16 protein-coding genes are annotated in these 14,372 nt (G+C 71.0%); 8 read left to right on the forward strand and 8 right to left on the reverse strand.

Annotated features, from left to right (window positions below):
• Positions 1 to 214 precede the first annotated feature (214 nt).
• Both LCD33_RS20395 and LCD33_RS20400 read left to right on the forward strand, forming a co-directional pair.
• On the forward strand, positions 215 to 1,063 hold the full coding sequence (locus tag LCD33_RS20395) for a helix-turn-helix transcriptional regulator (protein ID WP_224978154.1): 849 nt from the start codon (positions 215 to 217) through the stop codon (positions 1,061 to 1,063).
• The gene (locus LCD33_RS20400; protein ID WP_224978155.1) at positions 1,060 to 1,257 is read left to right on the forward strand and encodes a DUF397 domain-containing protein; all 198 of its coding nucleotides are present in this window, start codon (positions 1,060 to 1,062) and stop codon (positions 1,255 to 1,257) included. Before LCD33_RS20395 ends, LCD33_RS20400 begins: the two co-directional genes overlap by 4 nt.
• Before the next feature lie 45 nt (positions 1,258 to 1,302).
• Here LCD33_RS20400 and LCD33_RS20405 read toward each other — a convergent pair whose 3' ends face one another.
• Together LCD33_RS20405 and LCD33_RS20410 are read right to left on the reverse strand one after the other, a co-directional pair.
• Entirely contained in the window at positions 1,303 to 1,641 is a 339-nt protein-coding gene (locus LCD33_RS20405) for a hypothetical protein (protein ID WP_224978156.1), read from the reverse strand.
• A gap of 58 nt (positions 1,642 to 1,699) precedes the next feature.
• Positions 1,700 to 2,014, reverse strand: coding sequence for a helix-turn-helix transcriptional regulator (locus tag LCD33_RS20410; protein WP_224978157.1), 315 nt, complete (start codon positions 2,012 to 2,014; stop codon positions 1,700 to 1,702).
• 98 nt (positions 2,015 to 2,112) lie between these two features.
• Here LCD33_RS20410 and LCD33_RS20415 point away from each other — a divergent pair, with 98 nt between their 5' ends.
• Positions 2,113 to 2,397 carry a muconolactone Delta-isomerase gene (locus LCD33_RS20415; RefSeq protein ID WP_224958991.1) on the forward strand — a complete coding sequence of 95 codons (285 nt, stop codon included), beginning with the start codon at positions 2,113 to 2,115 and terminating at the stop codon, positions 2,395 to 2,397.
• Between the two features lie 261 nt (positions 2,398 to 2,658).
• Positions 2,659 to 3,744, forward strand: a complete 1,086-nt coding sequence (locus tag LCD33_RS20420; RefSeq protein ID WP_224966922.1) for a methyltransferase domain-containing protein — start codon at positions 2,659 to 2,661, stop codon at positions 3,742 to 3,744.
• Between the two features lie 135 nt (positions 3,745 to 3,879).
• Here the strand turns inward: LCD33_RS20420 and LCD33_RS20425 are convergent, their stop codons facing one another.
• The 5 genes from LCD33_RS20425 to LCD33_RS20445 form a co-directional block, all read right to left on the reverse strand.
• Positions 3,880 to 5,145, reverse strand: coding sequence for a dihydrolipoamide acetyltransferase family protein (locus LCD33_RS20425; RefSeq protein WP_224959935.1), 1,266 nt, complete (start codon positions 5,143 to 5,145; stop codon positions 3,880 to 3,882).
• Between the two features lie 92 nt (positions 5,146 to 5,237).
• Positions 5,238 to 6,233 (reverse strand): alpha-ketoacid dehydrogenase subunit beta, encoded by a 996-nt coding sequence (locus LCD33_RS20430; RefSeq protein WP_224959937.1) that lies wholly within the window; start codon positions 6,231 to 6,233, stop codon positions 5,238 to 5,240.
• A 93-nt stretch (positions 6,234 to 6,326) separates the two neighbouring features.
• A complete protein-coding gene (gene pdhA / locus LCD33_RS20435; protein WP_224978158.1) occupies positions 6,327 to 7,424 on the reverse strand; it encodes a pyruvate dehydrogenase (acetyl-transferring) E1 component subunit alpha in 1,098 nt (365 codons plus the stop codon).
• A 38-nt stretch (positions 7,425 to 7,462) separates the two neighbouring features.
• Positions 7,463 to 8,929 carry a dihydrolipoyl dehydrogenase gene (gene lpdA / locus LCD33_RS20440; RefSeq protein ID WP_224959941.1) on the reverse strand — a complete coding sequence of 489 codons (1,467 nt, stop codon included), beginning with the start codon at positions 8,927 to 8,929 and terminating at the stop codon, positions 7,463 to 7,465.
• Between the two features lie 296 nt (positions 8,930 to 9,225).
• Positions 9,226 to 10,446, reverse strand: coding sequence for a CdaR family transcriptional regulator (locus LCD33_RS20445; protein WP_224959943.1), 1,221 nt, complete (start codon positions 10,444 to 10,446; stop codon positions 9,226 to 9,228).
• Positions 10,447 to 10,601: 155 nt separating this feature from the next.
• On the opposite strand from LCD33_RS20445, the gene LCD33_RS20450 reads away from it, so the two are divergent.
• Both LCD33_RS20450 and LCD33_RS29015 read left to right on the forward strand, forming a co-directional pair.
• The gene (locus LCD33_RS20450) at positions 10,602 to 11,279 is read left to right on the forward strand and encodes a GntR family transcriptional regulator (protein ID WP_224959945.1); all 678 of its coding nucleotides are present in this window, start codon (positions 10,602 to 10,604) and stop codon (positions 11,277 to 11,279) included.
• Between the two features lie 293 nt (positions 11,280 to 11,572).
• On the forward strand, positions 11,573 to 11,707 hold the full coding sequence (locus LCD33_RS29015; protein WP_255615043.1) for an archaellin/type IV pilin N-terminal domain-containing protein: 135 nt from the start codon (positions 11,573 to 11,575) through the stop codon (positions 11,705 to 11,707).
• A gap of 61 nt (positions 11,708 to 11,768) precedes the next feature.
• Here LCD33_RS29015 and ligD read toward each other — a convergent pair whose 3' ends face one another.
• Complete coding sequence (gene ligD, locus LCD33_RS20455) at positions 11,769 to 12,725, reverse strand: non-homologous end-joining DNA ligase (RefSeq protein WP_374201669.1); 957 nt, start codon at positions 12,723 to 12,725, stop codon at positions 11,769 to 11,771.
• Between the two features lie 181 nt (positions 12,726 to 12,906).
• Between ligD and LCD33_RS20460 the strand changes: the two genes are divergently transcribed.
• Together LCD33_RS20460 and LCD33_RS20465 are read left to right on the forward strand one after the other, a co-directional pair.
• Positions 12,907 to 13,668: a thioredoxin domain-containing protein gene (locus LCD33_RS20460; RefSeq protein WP_224959947.1), complete on the forward strand. Its 762-nt coding sequence runs from the start codon at positions 12,907 to 12,909 to the stop codon at positions 13,666 to 13,668.
• Entirely contained in the window at positions 13,665 to 14,288 is a 624-nt protein-coding gene (locus tag LCD33_RS20465) for a vitamin K epoxide reductase family protein (RefSeq protein WP_224959949.1), read from the forward strand. The genes LCD33_RS20460 and LCD33_RS20465 overlap by 4 nt, the downstream gene beginning before the upstream one ends.
• Positions 14,289 to 14,372 lie beyond the last annotated feature (84 nt).

A 14,372-nucleotide genomic window follows, 5' to 3' on the forward strand; every position in this document is an offset into this window, starting at 1 on the left:
CCCCCGCCGCTCCGGCCCGGTACCGGACCCGCGCCGGGAACGAGGTGGCGGGACCGATCGATCGCTGCTGTTCCACTTTCGAACCTCCTTGCTCTCCGCCACATCGCGGATGCGATGGACGCCCTTGGTGCATGCACCAACTATCAATGCACATCAAGGTCAGCGCAAGATCCACGTTCGGGTGATCGGCTCAAGCACCGCGTGACCACCTACGATGTACCGCATGGCGAGCAGTGCGGACACACCAAGGGCGCGTGCGCTCGGCGCCGAGCTCCGAGTGGCGCGGAACAGGAAAGGCATCAACACCCGAGAGCTCGCCGACCTGATCGGACGCAGCAACTCGCACGTGTCCCGATGGGAGACGGGAAAGCTCACCCCGTCCGAGACGGACACCGCGACCGTGCTCGCAGTCCTCGGAGTCCACGGCTTCGAACGCGAACGACTCCTGGAACTCGCCCGGGACGCCGCCGACCCGAACTGGGTCGCACCCGGCACGGACAAGCAGCTCGCCATGCTGACCGAATACGAACGCACCGCATCGGAGATCACCAACGTCGAGCCGCTGATGATTCCGGGCCTGCTGCAGACCTACGACTACGCGCGCCACATCCTCACCGCCTTCGGCGCATCCCGCGGCACAGCCGAGCAGAGCGCACAGGTTCGCGTCGGCAGGCAGCACGTGCTCACCAGCGGGCCGACGAAGAAGCTGGTCGCGTTCATCGGGGAAGCCGCACTCCGATACCCGCCATGCCCGGACCAGACGATGTCCGACCAGCTCCACCAGTTGTCCCGCTCCGCCGACCTGAAGAACGTGTCGTTGCACGTCCTCCCGCTCGGCCTCGCCCTGGCGCCGCTCCTCTGCGGCTCGTGGCTGTTGATCGAATTCGACCAGGCGAAGCCGGTGGTCCACCTGGAGCACTACGGTTCGTCGTCGACGTTGACCGACGGCAAAGCGGTGGCCCAGTACCGGAATGCCCTTCCCCTACTTCACGAACACGCCCTGACTCACGAAGAATCGGCGGAGTTCATCGAGAAGTTGCGGCAGGAGAGGGCGAACGCGTGAACACCGGGAACAACGACCTGTGGCGGAAGTCGAGCTACAGCGGCGGACAGACCAATTGCGTCGAGGTCGGCAGGCTGGCCGGGCGCGCTGGAATCCGCGATTCGAAGGACAGGGACGGCGGCGCCTTGACCGCGTCCTCCGAGCAGTGGTCGGCCTTCATCAGCGCGCTCAAGGACGGCCGTTTCGAGGCCTGAGGCACGTTCCCCGGCCGGGTCGGCCGATCCGGCCGGGGTGCCCACTCAGTCGAGTTCGACGTGGAGCTTGACCTTGCCGTCGTCGTCGCGGACGGCGCGGGCCCGGCCGGTGCGGCGGTCGCCGCCGATGTCGATGGTGAGCGGGCCGGGCTGCAGGAAGTTGCGCCACCAGCGCTTCTGGTCGGGCAGTTCGACGGCGATGGTGGCACCGGACTCGGTGCGGCGGATCGCGACGACGAGCGTGAACTCCCGGCCGGACTTGCGGCCCGCGTAGGACGCGACCGCCATGCTCGTGCGGCCGGTCTCGGGCCACTTCCCGCACCGCAGGACCACCGGCGCGACGACCTTGTTGACCCACCGTCCGGCGACGGACACGACACCCACGTCGGCACCCCTCCTCGTTCCACCTGCTCGAAGATCGAGCGTACGCGGATCGGGACGCTCAGGCCGATTCCCGCACCAGCGAGCGCAGCACGCCGTCGAGCGCGGTGTCGTGGCGCTGCAGCACGTCGGCGCGCAGCGACACGAAGCAGCGGGTGCCTTCGAACCGGCAGCGCACCAAGCCCGCCTCCCGCAGCACCTTCATGTGGTGGCTGAGCGTCGAGGGCCCGACCTCCACCGCGAAGTCCTCCCGCTGGTGCTCGGCGCGGTCGGCGAGCACCGCGACGATCCGCAGCCGCGCCTGGTCGCCGAGCGCGGCGAAGATCCGGTCGAGCCGGACGTCCCGCAGGTCCGGGTGGTCGGGGTTGCGCGCCATGCGCTCGATCCTACTAGTTCGAAGTTCGTCGAACTTCGATGTATGGTGACGGCACCCGGCCGGGCACGCCGCCCGGCCACCAATGCACAGGAGCACCCGTGGAATTCCTCGTCCAGGTCGACGTCGCCCGCGTCTTCGAACTCCCCGCCGCCGAACGCGAGGACGTGATCACCCGCGAGAAGGCGCGCGGCCGCGAACTGCTCGCCGACGGCGTGATCCGGCACTTCTGGACGGTCGTCGGCAAGCGGGCCAACGTCGGCGTCTGGGTCGCCGACGACGCCGAACAGCTGCACGCGATCCTGTCCGCCCTGCCGATCTGGCCCTGGGCCGACATCGAGGTGACCCCGCTGATCACCCACGAGCTCGCCGCCGAAGCGGCGTAGCACTCCCCCACCCGTCGATCAAGGAAGTTCACCGCACTCGATCTCGCCAACCGGTTCACCCCGCAGCACCTCCCACCTCGCCTGACGGCTCCGGCACCCTGGAATTCGACGCGGTTCCGATGCAGGAAGGGCGAAGCGATGGGCCGACGGGACGCCGACCGGGACGGGCAGGGCACGCCGCAACCGGACAAGTGGGAGACGTGGGGGACGGACGACGACGGGAACAAGCACGAAGGTCCGGAGCGCGAGAAGTAGTCCGCGGTGGACGACAAGGCTCCGCTCCGGACCGCGCGCAGCGCATTCATCCCGCCGGTGATCTGGGACGACGACCCCGAATCGGACGGTTTCACCCCGGTCTCCCTCGACCGGGAACCCGCGCGCTGGCACGCACTGGTCGACGCCGACGAACCGGTCGTGACGCAGGTCGAGGACGGCGAACCCGGCGGCGACGCGCGGACGCCGACGAGCTCGTGCAGCAAGCCCTCGCTCGTCGCCGAGATGCTCGACGCGCTGGACCTGCGACCGGGCCTGCGCGTCCTGGAGATCGGCACCGGAACCGGGTGGAACGCCGCGCTGCTGCGCGACCGGGTGGGCCCGCACGGTCAGGTGACCTCGGTGGAGATCGACCCGGGACTCGCCGCCCGAGCCCGGGACGTGCTCGCCGCCACCGGCCACGACGTGGACGTGATCACCGGCGACGGCGCGGCCGGGCACCCGCCCGGTGCGCCCCACGACCGGGTCATCGCGACGGCCTCGGCGCGCGCCGTCCCGCGCGCCTGGATCGAGCAGACCCGCGTCGGCGGACTGGTGCTGCTGCCGTGGGGAACCGACTACGGCGAAGACGCGCTCACCAGGCTGGACGTGCGGCCGGACGGCTCGGCCACCGGGCGCTGCGGCACGCGGCTCTCGTTCATGCGGCTGCGGCAGGAGCGCAGGCACCACCTCGAACCGGCCGAGGACGAACTCCGCGCGGCGCGGCGCAGCAGCACCGCGCTGCGCGGTCCGGAGCTGTACGAGGTGGTCGAGTTCTCCCGCGCCGCCTTCACCATCGGGCTCCGGGTACCGCACTGCCACCTCACCGTCGAGGACCGCGACGAGCGGCACCGCGACGTCGAACTGCACGACCGCCGCACCGGATCCTGGGCGCGCGTCGGCATGATCCGCGACGAGCATCCGTGGCCGGTGCTGCAGCTCGGGCCGCGCGAGCTCTGGGACGAGGTCGAAGCCGCGCACGCCTGGTGGCGGGACGCCGGTCGCCCCGCCCCCGATCGCTGCACCCTCACCGTCCACCCCGACGGCACCCACCGGATCAGCACCGGCCCGCACCACTGGCCCCTGGAACTCTGACCGGGCCCCTGAAACTCTGATCAGGTGAGCGGCCCACTCGACCGACGAGACCGGGCTGGTGGGCCACTCACCTGGAACGAGCGACGGGCCGCTCACCCCGGAGCACGGGGCGGGCGGGCCGTCGGAGTTCGCGCGTCAGGCGATGATGCGCAGCGGGTCCTCCAGCAGCGCGGTGAACTGCTGCAGGAACGCGGCACCCACGGCGCCGTCGATCGCGCGGTGGTCGGCGGACAGCGTCACCCGCAGGATCTTGCGGGCCACCACCTCGCCGTCGCGCAGCTGCAGCTCGTCCTTGGCCGCACCCACCGCGAGGATTCCCGCCTCCGGCGGGTTGATCACCGCGGAGAACTGCTCGATGCCGAACATGCCCAGGTTCGAGATGGTGAAGGTGCCACCGGACATCTCGTCCAGCTTCAGTTTGCCCTCGCGGGCGCGCCCGGCCTTCTCCCGGCCCTCGGTGGCGATCTCCGAAACGCTCTTGCGGTCCGCGTCCGGGATGACCGGCACGATCAGCCCGTCCTCGATGGCCACCGCGACGCCCAGGTTGATCCGCTTGTGCTTGATCAGCTTGTCGCCGCCGAAGGACACGTTCACCGACGGGTTCGCGCGCAGCGCCGTGGCGACCGCCTTCACCACCAGGTCGTTGATGCTGACCTTCGGGCCGCCCGCCGCCTGCAGCCGCTCGTTGAGCTGCGCGCGGAACGCGACCAGCTCGGTCACGTCGATCGCGCTCGTCAGGTAGAAGTGCGGGGCCTGCTGCTTGCTCTCGGTGAGCCGCTTCGCGGTGACCTTGCGGATGTTGCTCAGCGGCACCTCCTCGGCGTCCGCCGGAGTCGCCACCTGCTGGACCGGAGCCGGAGCGGGCGCGGCCGGAGCCGGGGCGGCCGCCGGAGCCGGGGCCGAGGACGCCGCGGCCTCGATGTCGGCGCGGATGATCCGGCCACCGGGACCGGAACCCCGCACCGCGGCGAGATCCACGCCCAGGTCCTTCGCGACGGCCTTCGCCAGCGGCGACGCCTTCGGCTTGGAGCCCTCGGCGACCGAGCTGCCGTTCGCCGGAGCCGCGGACTCGGCGGGCTCCTCCGCCGGAGCGGCGGCCGGAGCGGGTTCCGCCTGCTCCTCGGCGGCCGGGGCCGGCGCGGCCGCCGACTCCGCCGCCGCACCCGAACCGTCGCCCACCACCGCGATCGGCGTGCCGATCGGAACCGTCTGCCCCTCCTCGACCAGCAGCTTCTCCAGCACGCCTGCGTCGAAGGCCTCCAGCTCCATGATGGCCTTGTCGGTCTCGATGTCCGCGACGACCTCGCCGCGCTCGATCGAATCGCCCACCTTCTTGCGCCAGGCGGCGATGACGCCTTCCTCCATGGTGTCGGACAGGCGGGGCATCTGGATCTCAGTCATCTGCACATTCCTCGGGAACTCTCAAGACTTCATGGTGAACCGGCTCGTCGTGGCTCCCGGGGTCCGACCCGAACGCACGACCCAGGTCGAGCTCAGCGGCGGCGGCCGACGGCGTCGAGAGTCTCGCGCACCGCCGTCGTGAGCGACTCGGCGGACGGCAGCGCGGCCCGCTCCAGCGGCTTCGCGTACGGCAGCGGCACCTCCGCGGCCGCGACGCGGCGCACCGGGGCGTCCAGGTAGTCGAACGCGCCGTCCGAGATGGACGCGGCGATCTCCGCGCCGATCCCGTAGGTCAGCCAGTCGTCCTCGGCGACCACCGCGCACCCGGTCTTGCGCACCGAGTTCACGATCGTCTCCCGGTCCAGCGGGCGCAGGCTGCGCAGGTCCACGACCTCCGCGTTGATGCCGTCCTCGTCGTGCAGCTTCTCCGCGACCTGGGTGGCCACCCCCGCCATCCGCGAGTAGCCGATGATCGTGATGTCGCTGCCCTCGCGGGTCACCGCGGCCTTGCCGATCTCGGCGGGCTCCACGTGGTCCGGGACCTCGCCCTTGGTGTTGTAGAGCGCCAGGTTCTCCAGGAACAGCACCGGGTCGTCGTCCCGGATGGAGGCCAGCAGCAGCGCCTTCGCGTCCGCCGGCGTGCTCGGCGCCACGACCTTCAGGCCCGGCACGAACGCGTAGTACAGCTCGATGTTCTGCGAGTGCGTCGCACCCAGCTGCTGGCCGCCGCCACCGGGCGTGCGCAGCACCATCGGCACGCTGGTCTGGCCGCCGAACATGCCGTAGATCTTCGCCGCGTGGTTGACGATCTGGTCCAGCGCCACCAGCGAGAAGTTGATCGTCATGAGCTCCACGACCGGGCGCAGCCCCAACATCGCGGCGCCCACCGCGGCACCGACGAAGCCCTCCTCCGCGATCGGGGTGTCGCGCACCCGCTTTTCGCCGAACTCCTGCAGCAGCCCGGCGGTGATCTTGTAGGAGCCCTCGAAGACGCCGATCTCCTCACCGATGAGGAACACGTCGTCGTCGCGGTGCATCTCGTCGCGCAGGGTGTCGTGCAGCGCCTGGCGGTAGGTGATGACGGCCAAGAGTCGTTTCTCCAGAAGACATGCCACCGGCGGCACCCGGCGGGGTCACCGCCGAGCGCCGCGCGGCGGCTCGGAAGGAAGGGGTGGGTCGCCTCAGAACACCGGGTCGGCGGGCAGCCGGCGGGAGTCGTTGGCGACCGGGGTGGCGTAGGTGTAGTCGAACAGCGTCGAGACCTCGGGGTGCGGGCTGTCGTCGGCGAAGGCCACCGCCGCGTCCGCGTCGGCCTGCGCGAGCCGCTCGATCTCCTGCGCGCCGTCCTCGTCGAGCACACCGGCCTCGACCAGCCGCGCCCGGAAGGTCACCACCGGGTCGTGCTCGCGGGCCTCCTGCACCGACTCCTCGCTGCGGTACTTCGCCGGGTCGACCACCGAGTGGCCCTTGAGGCGGTGGCTGACCGCCTCCAGCAGCGCCGGGCCGCCCGACTCGCGGGCCCGCTCCACCAGGCGCGTCGCCGCGTCGCGGACCGCCAGCACGTCGTTGCCGTCCACGCGCTCGCCGTGCATCCGGTACGCGGACGCGCGCTTGTACAGCTCGGACTCCGCGGAGGACTTCTCCACCGTGGTGCCCATGCCCAGGAAGTTGTTCACCACGACGAACACGACCGGCAGGTTCCACAGCGCCGCGATGTTCAGCGCCTCGTGGAACGCACCGATGTTGGTGGTGCCGTCGCCCATCTGGCACATCACGACCTGGTCGCCGTCGCGGTAGTCGATGGCCATCGCCGCGCCGGTCGCCAGCGGGATCTGGCCGCCGACGATGCCGTAGCCGCCGAGCAGCCCGGCCTCCACGTCGAACATGTGCATCGAACCGCCCCAGCCCTTGGAGGTGCCGGTGGTGCGGCCGTACAGCTCGGCCATCACGCGGCCGGGCTCGATGCCCTTGGCCAGCGCGTAGCCGTGCTCGCGGTAGTTCGTGAACAGCAGGTCCGTCTTGCGCAGCGCCGACATCAGGCCGACGACGGTGGCCTCCTCACCCAGGTTCAGGTGGCAGTAGCCACCGATCTTGGCCTGGGTGTAGCCCTGCGCGGCCCGCTCCTCGAAGCGGCGGATCAGCGTCATCTGCTGGAAGTAGCCGCGCAGCAGCTCGGCCGACTCGCCGGAGAACGCGCCGGACTTGGCCGACTTCGCCGTGCTGCGGCGGGTCGTCTTCGCGCGGGTGGCGGGCTTGGTGCGGGTCGCGGTCTCAGCCATCACGGAACCCTTTCGGTGCGAGGAGCGGAACGGGTGGATCAACGCTTCTTCGGCGGGGCGGTGTGCACCGGCAGGCCGAGGGCGGTCATCGCCGCCTCCATGCCGATCTCGCCGAGCGTCGGGTGCGCGTGGATCGTCTCGGCGAGCTCGTCGAGCGTCGCCTCCAAGGTGATCGCGAGCGCGCCCTCGGTGATCAGGTCGCTGGCGGACGGACCGAACACGTGCACGCCGAGGACCTCGCCGTACTGCTCACCCGCCACGATCTTCATGAAGCCCTCGGTGTCGCCGAAGGTCTGGGCGCGGCCCAGCGCGGCGAACGGGAACTTCGCGGCCACCACCTGGTGACCGGCCTCGGTGGCCTGCTTCTCGGTCAGCCCGACGCTGGCGATCTCCGGGTGGGTGAACGTCGCCGCGGGGATGACGCCGTAGTCGATCGAGGCGTGGTGGCCCGCGATGGTCTCGGCGGCCACGACGCCCTGGTGCGAGGCGACGTGCGCGAGCAGCGCCTTGCCGGTGACGTCGCCGATCGCGTAGACGTGCTCGACGTTGGTGCGCAGCTTCTCGTCCACCTGCACGAACCCGCGGCCGTCGACCTCGACGCCGGCGGCGGCCAGGTCCAGGGATGCGGTGTTGGGCTTGCGGCCCACGCCGACCAGCACCACGTCCGCGTCGACCTCGGAGACCTTCGCGCCGTCCACCGAGACCTTCAGGGCGGCGTCCTTCCCGCCCTCCTCGATCTTGGAGACGGTGGCGCCGGTGAGCACCTGCACGCCGCGCTTGGAGAAGGAGCGGCCGAGGGCCTTGCCGATCTCGGCGTCCTCGGCGGGCACCAGCGTCGGCTGCATCTCGATGATGGTGACCTCGCTGCCGAGGGCGTTGAACAGGCTCGCCCACTCGGCGCCGACCGCGCTGCCGCCGATGACGGCGAGCTTGCCGGGCACCTCGGTGAGGCCGAACGCGCCGTCGGAGGTGATCACGCCGGGCAGCTCCGCGCCGGGCAGCGGCAGCTGGACCGGGACCGAACCGGTCGCGACGATGACGTCGCGCGCGCTGATCCGGTCGACGGGCTCGTCGCCCGCGGGCTCGGCGGCGTAGCGCGGGCCGTTCGCGCCGAGCGCCGACTCGCCGACCGCGTACACGTCGACGGTGGTCGGGCCGGTGAACTTGGCGTGGCCGTTGACGACGGTGACGCCGTTCGCCTTGAGCAGGCCCGCGACGCCGTCGGTCAGGCCCTTCACCACGCCGTCCTTGCGGCGGGTGATGGCGTCGTAGTCCAGGCCCACGTTCTCCGCGCGGATGCCGAAGTCCGCGGCGTGCAGCACCGTCTCGTAGACCTCGGCGGAACGCAGCATCGCCTTGGTCGGGATGCAGCCCCAGTTCAGGCAGACGCCACCGGGCCGTTCCTTCTCGACCACGGCCACCTTGAGGCCGCGCTGCGCGGCCCGGATCGCGGCGACGTAACCGCCGGGGCCGCCGCCCACTACGAGGAGGTCGTATTCCTGCACTTCGATGTGCTCCTTCGAGCCGCACCAGCCCTGACGACACCGCGCCATCGGGCGGGTTCGCAGCCGGGTGAATATCGGGTGATTCTCACTCAGAGTGTCGTGAGCGCTGCCACTTCCGCGCTATGCGCGACCGCCCAGACTTCGACGACGGTCGCTGTGCACTCCGCACAATCTCAGCCTCGGTCAGCACTCCAGGTGATCGAATCTCACGGTCGGTGAGATCCTAGCGCGCGCGACCCCGGAAAACCCGTGCCCCTCGCGGATAGCGGAAAAACGCGAAAAATTCGTTCCGCGGCTTAGTCGCGCAGCCCGTCCCGCAGGTGTAGTGCCGACAGCGCCAGCGACAGCGACACGTACGCGGCCCGGCCCTGCAGCGACCGCCCGATCAAGGTGCTGATCCGGTGCAGCCGGTTGAGCACCGTGTTGCGGTGGCAGTGCAGCCGCAGCGCCGCGTTCGCCGTGGAGCAGTTCTCCTCCAGCCACGCGGTCAGCGTCTCCAGCAGCATGTCCCGCTCCTTGACCGGCAGCTCCAGCAACGGCCCCAGCTGCGAGTCCAGCAGGCGTCGTGCCAGCTCAGGGGACTGCACCAGCAGCGCCTCCGGGTAGTGCCGGTCCAGCGACACCAGCTGCGCCGCCCCGTGCGGGACGGTGCCCATCGCCGTGACCGCGAGCTGGTGGGCCAGCCCCACCTCGGCGAGCCCGCGCACCTCCGGCGAGGCCGCGACCCTGCCGCGCGCCAGCGGCCGCAGCACGTCCAAGGCACCCGCCGGGTCCCGCTGCTCCAGCGCCACCAGCCCCACCAGTGTGTCCGCGCGCACTTGCCACACCGATCGGATGTGCACCCCGCCCAACGCATCGTGCTGGCCGCTGAGCGCGAAGCTGCCGTCGGCGCGCATCTCGGCGACCACGACCAGGTAGCGGCCGCCGGTGGGCAGGTCCAGCTCCTTCGCGGTCCGCTGCGCGAAGGCGGCGTCCCGGGCGCGGCCGCTGAGCAGGTCCTCCACCAGCGCGTGCCTGCGCTGGTCGTCGCGGCGCAGCCGCTCCAGCTCGGTGTTGCGGTACGAGGTGGACAGCGTCGAGGACAGCCCGTCGATCACCGTCCACATCGACGTCGCCGCGCCCAGCACCACGTCCGGATCGGCGCGATCGGCGTGCGCCTGCTCGACGATGGCCTCCCACACGATCCGGCCGCCGAGCCGGAAGGTGCGCAGCATGACCTCCAGCGGCACGCCCTGCTCGGCGCGGCGGCGGCCGATCTCCGCGGCCACGTCGTCGCCGTCCGGGTCGCCCGCAGCACCGCTGAGGATCTCCAGGACCCGTTGCAGGTAGCGGCGGCAGCCGTCGTAGAGGTCCTCGCGGGGCACCGGGCGGTAGTCGGTCCACTCCGGATTGTCGGTGAAGATCGCGCCCATCAACCGGCCGGCGAGCGCCTCGGCGTCCCCGAGCCGGGCCGCCGCCAGCGAATGCGTGATCGCGTGCCCCGGATCGGGCACCGGACGAGCGGGATCGGCGGCCACGTCCTGCGACGATACCCGCCGGACCACGAGCAGCGATCCGGTCGTACCGCCCGCCTGGTATCAAGTTCGCAGCAGCAACGCCGCGCGCGACGGGCGGCGCACCCCCAGCACGATCGAGCGGGGACGATCGAAATCAGGCGACGATCGAGAGAGCGATGCCCGGAGCAGGACTGCCCCACCGACGACCCCGCGCCCAGCTCTCCGACGAGGTGGCCTCCCGGATCCGCGACCGGATAGTGACCGGCCGGCTGCGCAAGGGCGAACACCTGCACCTGGAGCGGCTCGCCGAGGAGATCGGCGTCAGCGTCACCCCCGTGCGCGAGGCGCTGCTGGCGCTGCGCGGCGAGGGCTTCGTCGAGCTGGAACCGCGCCGCGGGTTCACCGTGCTGCCGCTGAACCGAAAGGACATCGAGGACACCAGCCGCGTGCAGGCCGCCATCGCCGGTGAGCTGGCCGCGCGGACCGCCGCGCTGATCAGCGTCGGGCAGCTCGCCGGGCTGGAGGAGGTGCAGGCCGAGCTGGAGCACGCCGGGCGGTTCGGCATCGGCGACGCGGCGGAGCTGGACCTGCGGTTCCACCACGCCATCTACGACATCGCCGATTCGGCGAAGCTCGCCTGGTTCGTGCAGCTGACGTCCCGGTACGTGCCGCGCGAGCTGCTGGCGGCCACCGAGGACCACGCGGAGACGACCGGGTCGGAGCACCGGGCGATCCTGCGCGCGCTGCACAACCGCGACCCGGAGGCGGCGCGGCGGGCGATGCACGAGCACCTCGCGCACCACGGCCAGGTCGTGATCCGGCGGCTGGACCAGCAGGGGTTCTGGGAGCGGTGACCGCCGTTGCGCGGTGGTCCGTCGGCGCTCCGCCACGACTCCGCACCGAGCCTTCCCTCACGTGGGCGAGACGGACGCCACCAGGGAATATTTCGGCCACGTAACGTATTGTCGGAGTGCGGCGACATGCCCTGTGGCAGTCGAGTTCGCGGCGACGTCTCCTCCACCGGAACCGGGGTCACCCCAGCAGGTCCCGAGGCGGTGGAGAACGGATCAGGCGGACCGCGCGTCCCCGGGACTCGGCGCCGAAACCAGCAGCAGATCCACTCCTCCAGAAAAGCGGGGCGCGAACCATGCAGATCAGCAGCCGCACCATCGTGTCGGTTGTCGGAACGGTGATGATGGTCCTGGCGACCGTCGTGCTCGCCGCATGGTCCCAACCTCAGCCCGTACCGCAGAACAGCGCGGTGGTCAGCGTCCTGAGGTGACGGGGACCGCGGCGGCCTGCCTCGGGCGAGCCCGGAACGCCGGGATCTCCGGAGGCAGGCGTCAGCCCTCCCGCACCACCTCCGACGCCGCCTTGTCGTTGCGCAGCCCCAGGAACCTCGGGTGCCGCAGCCGTCCGTCCGCCGTCCACTCGGTGAACCCCACCTCGGCGACGAGCTCCGGTTCCGCCCACCGCGCCTCCCGTTCCGGGATGCGGTCGGCGAACGGCGGTTCCCGCCGGGCCAGCGCGTCCAGCCTCCCCCGCAGCTCCCGCAGCGTCGCCTCGTCGTACCCGGTGCCGACCTTGCCCGCGTACCGCAGCTCGCCCTGCTCGAAGTAGCCGACGAGCAGCGCGCCGAAGCCGGACCGCGAGCCCTTCGGCTCGGTGAACCCGCCGACGACGAACTCCTGCTGCGAGGTGCACGGGAGCTTCAGCCAATCCCGGGTGCGGCCGCTGCGGTACGGCCGGTCGGCCCGCTTCGCGATCAACCCCTCCCAGCCGCGGGCGCAGGCCTGCCGGTAGAACTCCTCGCCGTCGCCGCGCCGGTGCTCGGTGAGCCGCAGCGGTTCGGCGAACTCGAAGCACTCCGCCAGCAGCCGCTTGCGGATCCGCAGCGGCAGCCGGGTGACGTCCACGTCGCCGATCGCCATCAGGTCGAACAGGTAGTAGTGCACCGCCACCCCGCTGCGCCGGGCGGCCCGCGGGTCGGACACGTGCATCCGGTGCTGCAGCCTGGCGAAGCTGGTGCGGCCGCCGTCGAAGGCCACCACCTCACCGTCCACCACGAACCGGTCCGGCTGGGACCGCAGCGCGTCCACCAGCTCCGGGTAGGCCGTGTCGACCCGGTTGTGGTTGCGCGACCACAGCACGGGGGCGCCGCCGGTGCGGGCCGCGACGACGCGCACCCCGTCGAGCTTGCGCTCGAACAGCCAGTCCGGATCGGAGAAGCGGGTCGCGGTGCGGGTGGCCAACGCGGGAGCCAGCCAGTCCCCCGTCCACCGCCGCAGCAGCGGGCGCAGTCCCGCGTCCACCAGGTCGAGCACATCGGACTCCGTCACCGATGCGGTATACCCGTAGTGGGCAGGGCGGTCCCGTGACCACCCGCTCTCTCACACTTTCGTGTTGGTGGGGGAAACTGGATCTCTCTGCCGCAGGTGCGGGAACACCCGCGCGAGCCGACCGCCGAAGGTGCACGAAGCGATGCCGAAGACAACGAACCCGCTGCTGAAGAAGAGCGGCCCCTCCACCAACATGATCTTGAGCATCGTGGTCGTGGTGGCCGCGCTGCTCGTCGTGGGCGGGATCCTGCTCTACTCCGCGGGCCAGAAGGACGACGCGAGCCAGGGCGGCAACGGCGCGCCCGACCTCAGCACCGTCGTCGCGCACCCCGACAGCAACAAGCTCTCCGAATCCCCCGACGGCAAGGTCACCGTCGCCGAGTTCCTCGACTTCCAGTGCCCCGCCTGCTGGCAGTACTACACGGGCGTGACGAAGCAGATCGAGCAGGAGTTCGCGGGCCGCATCACCTTCGTGAACCGGAACTTCCCGATCGCCAAGGCCCACCCGCTGGCGGAATCCGCCGCGAAGGCCGCCGAAGCGGCGGGCGTGCAGGGCAAGTACAAGGAGATGTACCACGCCCTCTACGACGACTACTCCGCCTGGGCCGTCGCGCCCGACGGGCAGAACGTGAGCGACGACGAGGCCCGTGCGGAGAAGGTCTTCGACCAGCACGCCCAGCAGCTCGGGCTCGACGTCGCCAAGTTCAAGGCCGACCAGGAGTCCCAGCAGGTCGCCGACCGGATCAAGAAGGACCAGGCCGACGCCAAGACCGCCGGGGTCGAGGGCACGCCCAGCTTCTTCATCAACGGCCAGAAGTGGGAGCCCAGCACGGACAAGGGCACCACGTACGCCGACGTCGTCAACCAGCTGCGGGACAAGCTGAACCAGGAGCTGGCGAAGTGACCGCCACCGAGCAGGCCCGCGCCGCCGCACCCGCTCCCGCGCACGCCCCCGCGCGCGGGCTCGGCTGGCTGTACGTGATCGGCGGCGCGATCGGGCTCGTCAGCGCGTTCGCGCTCACCATCGAGAAGATCAACAAGCTGGGCGACCCGAACTACGTCCCGTCGTGCAGCCTGAACCCGATCATCTCCTGCGGTTCGGTGATGGACAGCGCGCAGGCCGCGCTGTTCGGCTTCCCCAACCCGCTGATCGGGGTGGCCGCGTTCCCGGCGCTGATGGCCGCCGGTGCCGCGCTGCTGGCCGGGCTGACCGCTCCGCGCTGGTTCTGGCTGGGCCTCCAGCTGGGCAGCACGCTCGGCGTCGTGTTCGTGCACTGGCTGATCGTGCAGAGCCTGTACGAGATCGGCGCGCTGTGCCCGTACTGCATGGTCGTGTGGGCCGTCACCATCCCGATCTTCTGGTACACCACGCTGCACGTGCTGCGCTCCGGCCACCTCGGTGGCGGGCGGGCGCTGGGCGCGGCGCTGGCCAAGTTCCACAGCTTCGCGCTGCTGGTGTGGTATCTGGTGATCGTGGTACTCGTGCTGCAGGCGTTCTGGTCCTACTGGATCAGCCTGGTCTAGCCGCTGCACGGGCGGCGGGCTGGAACACCCGTTTGCCCGGCCACCGCACCGGGTATGAGGTGACGGTGAGTAGTGGTAATCGCA

Origin of the sequence: Saccharopolyspora sp. 7B (genome assembly GCF_020177435.1) — a bacterium.
Classification (GTDB): domain Bacteria; phylum Actinomycetota; class Actinomycetes; order Mycobacteriales; family Pseudonocardiaceae; genus Saccharopolyspora_C; species Saccharopolyspora_C gregorii.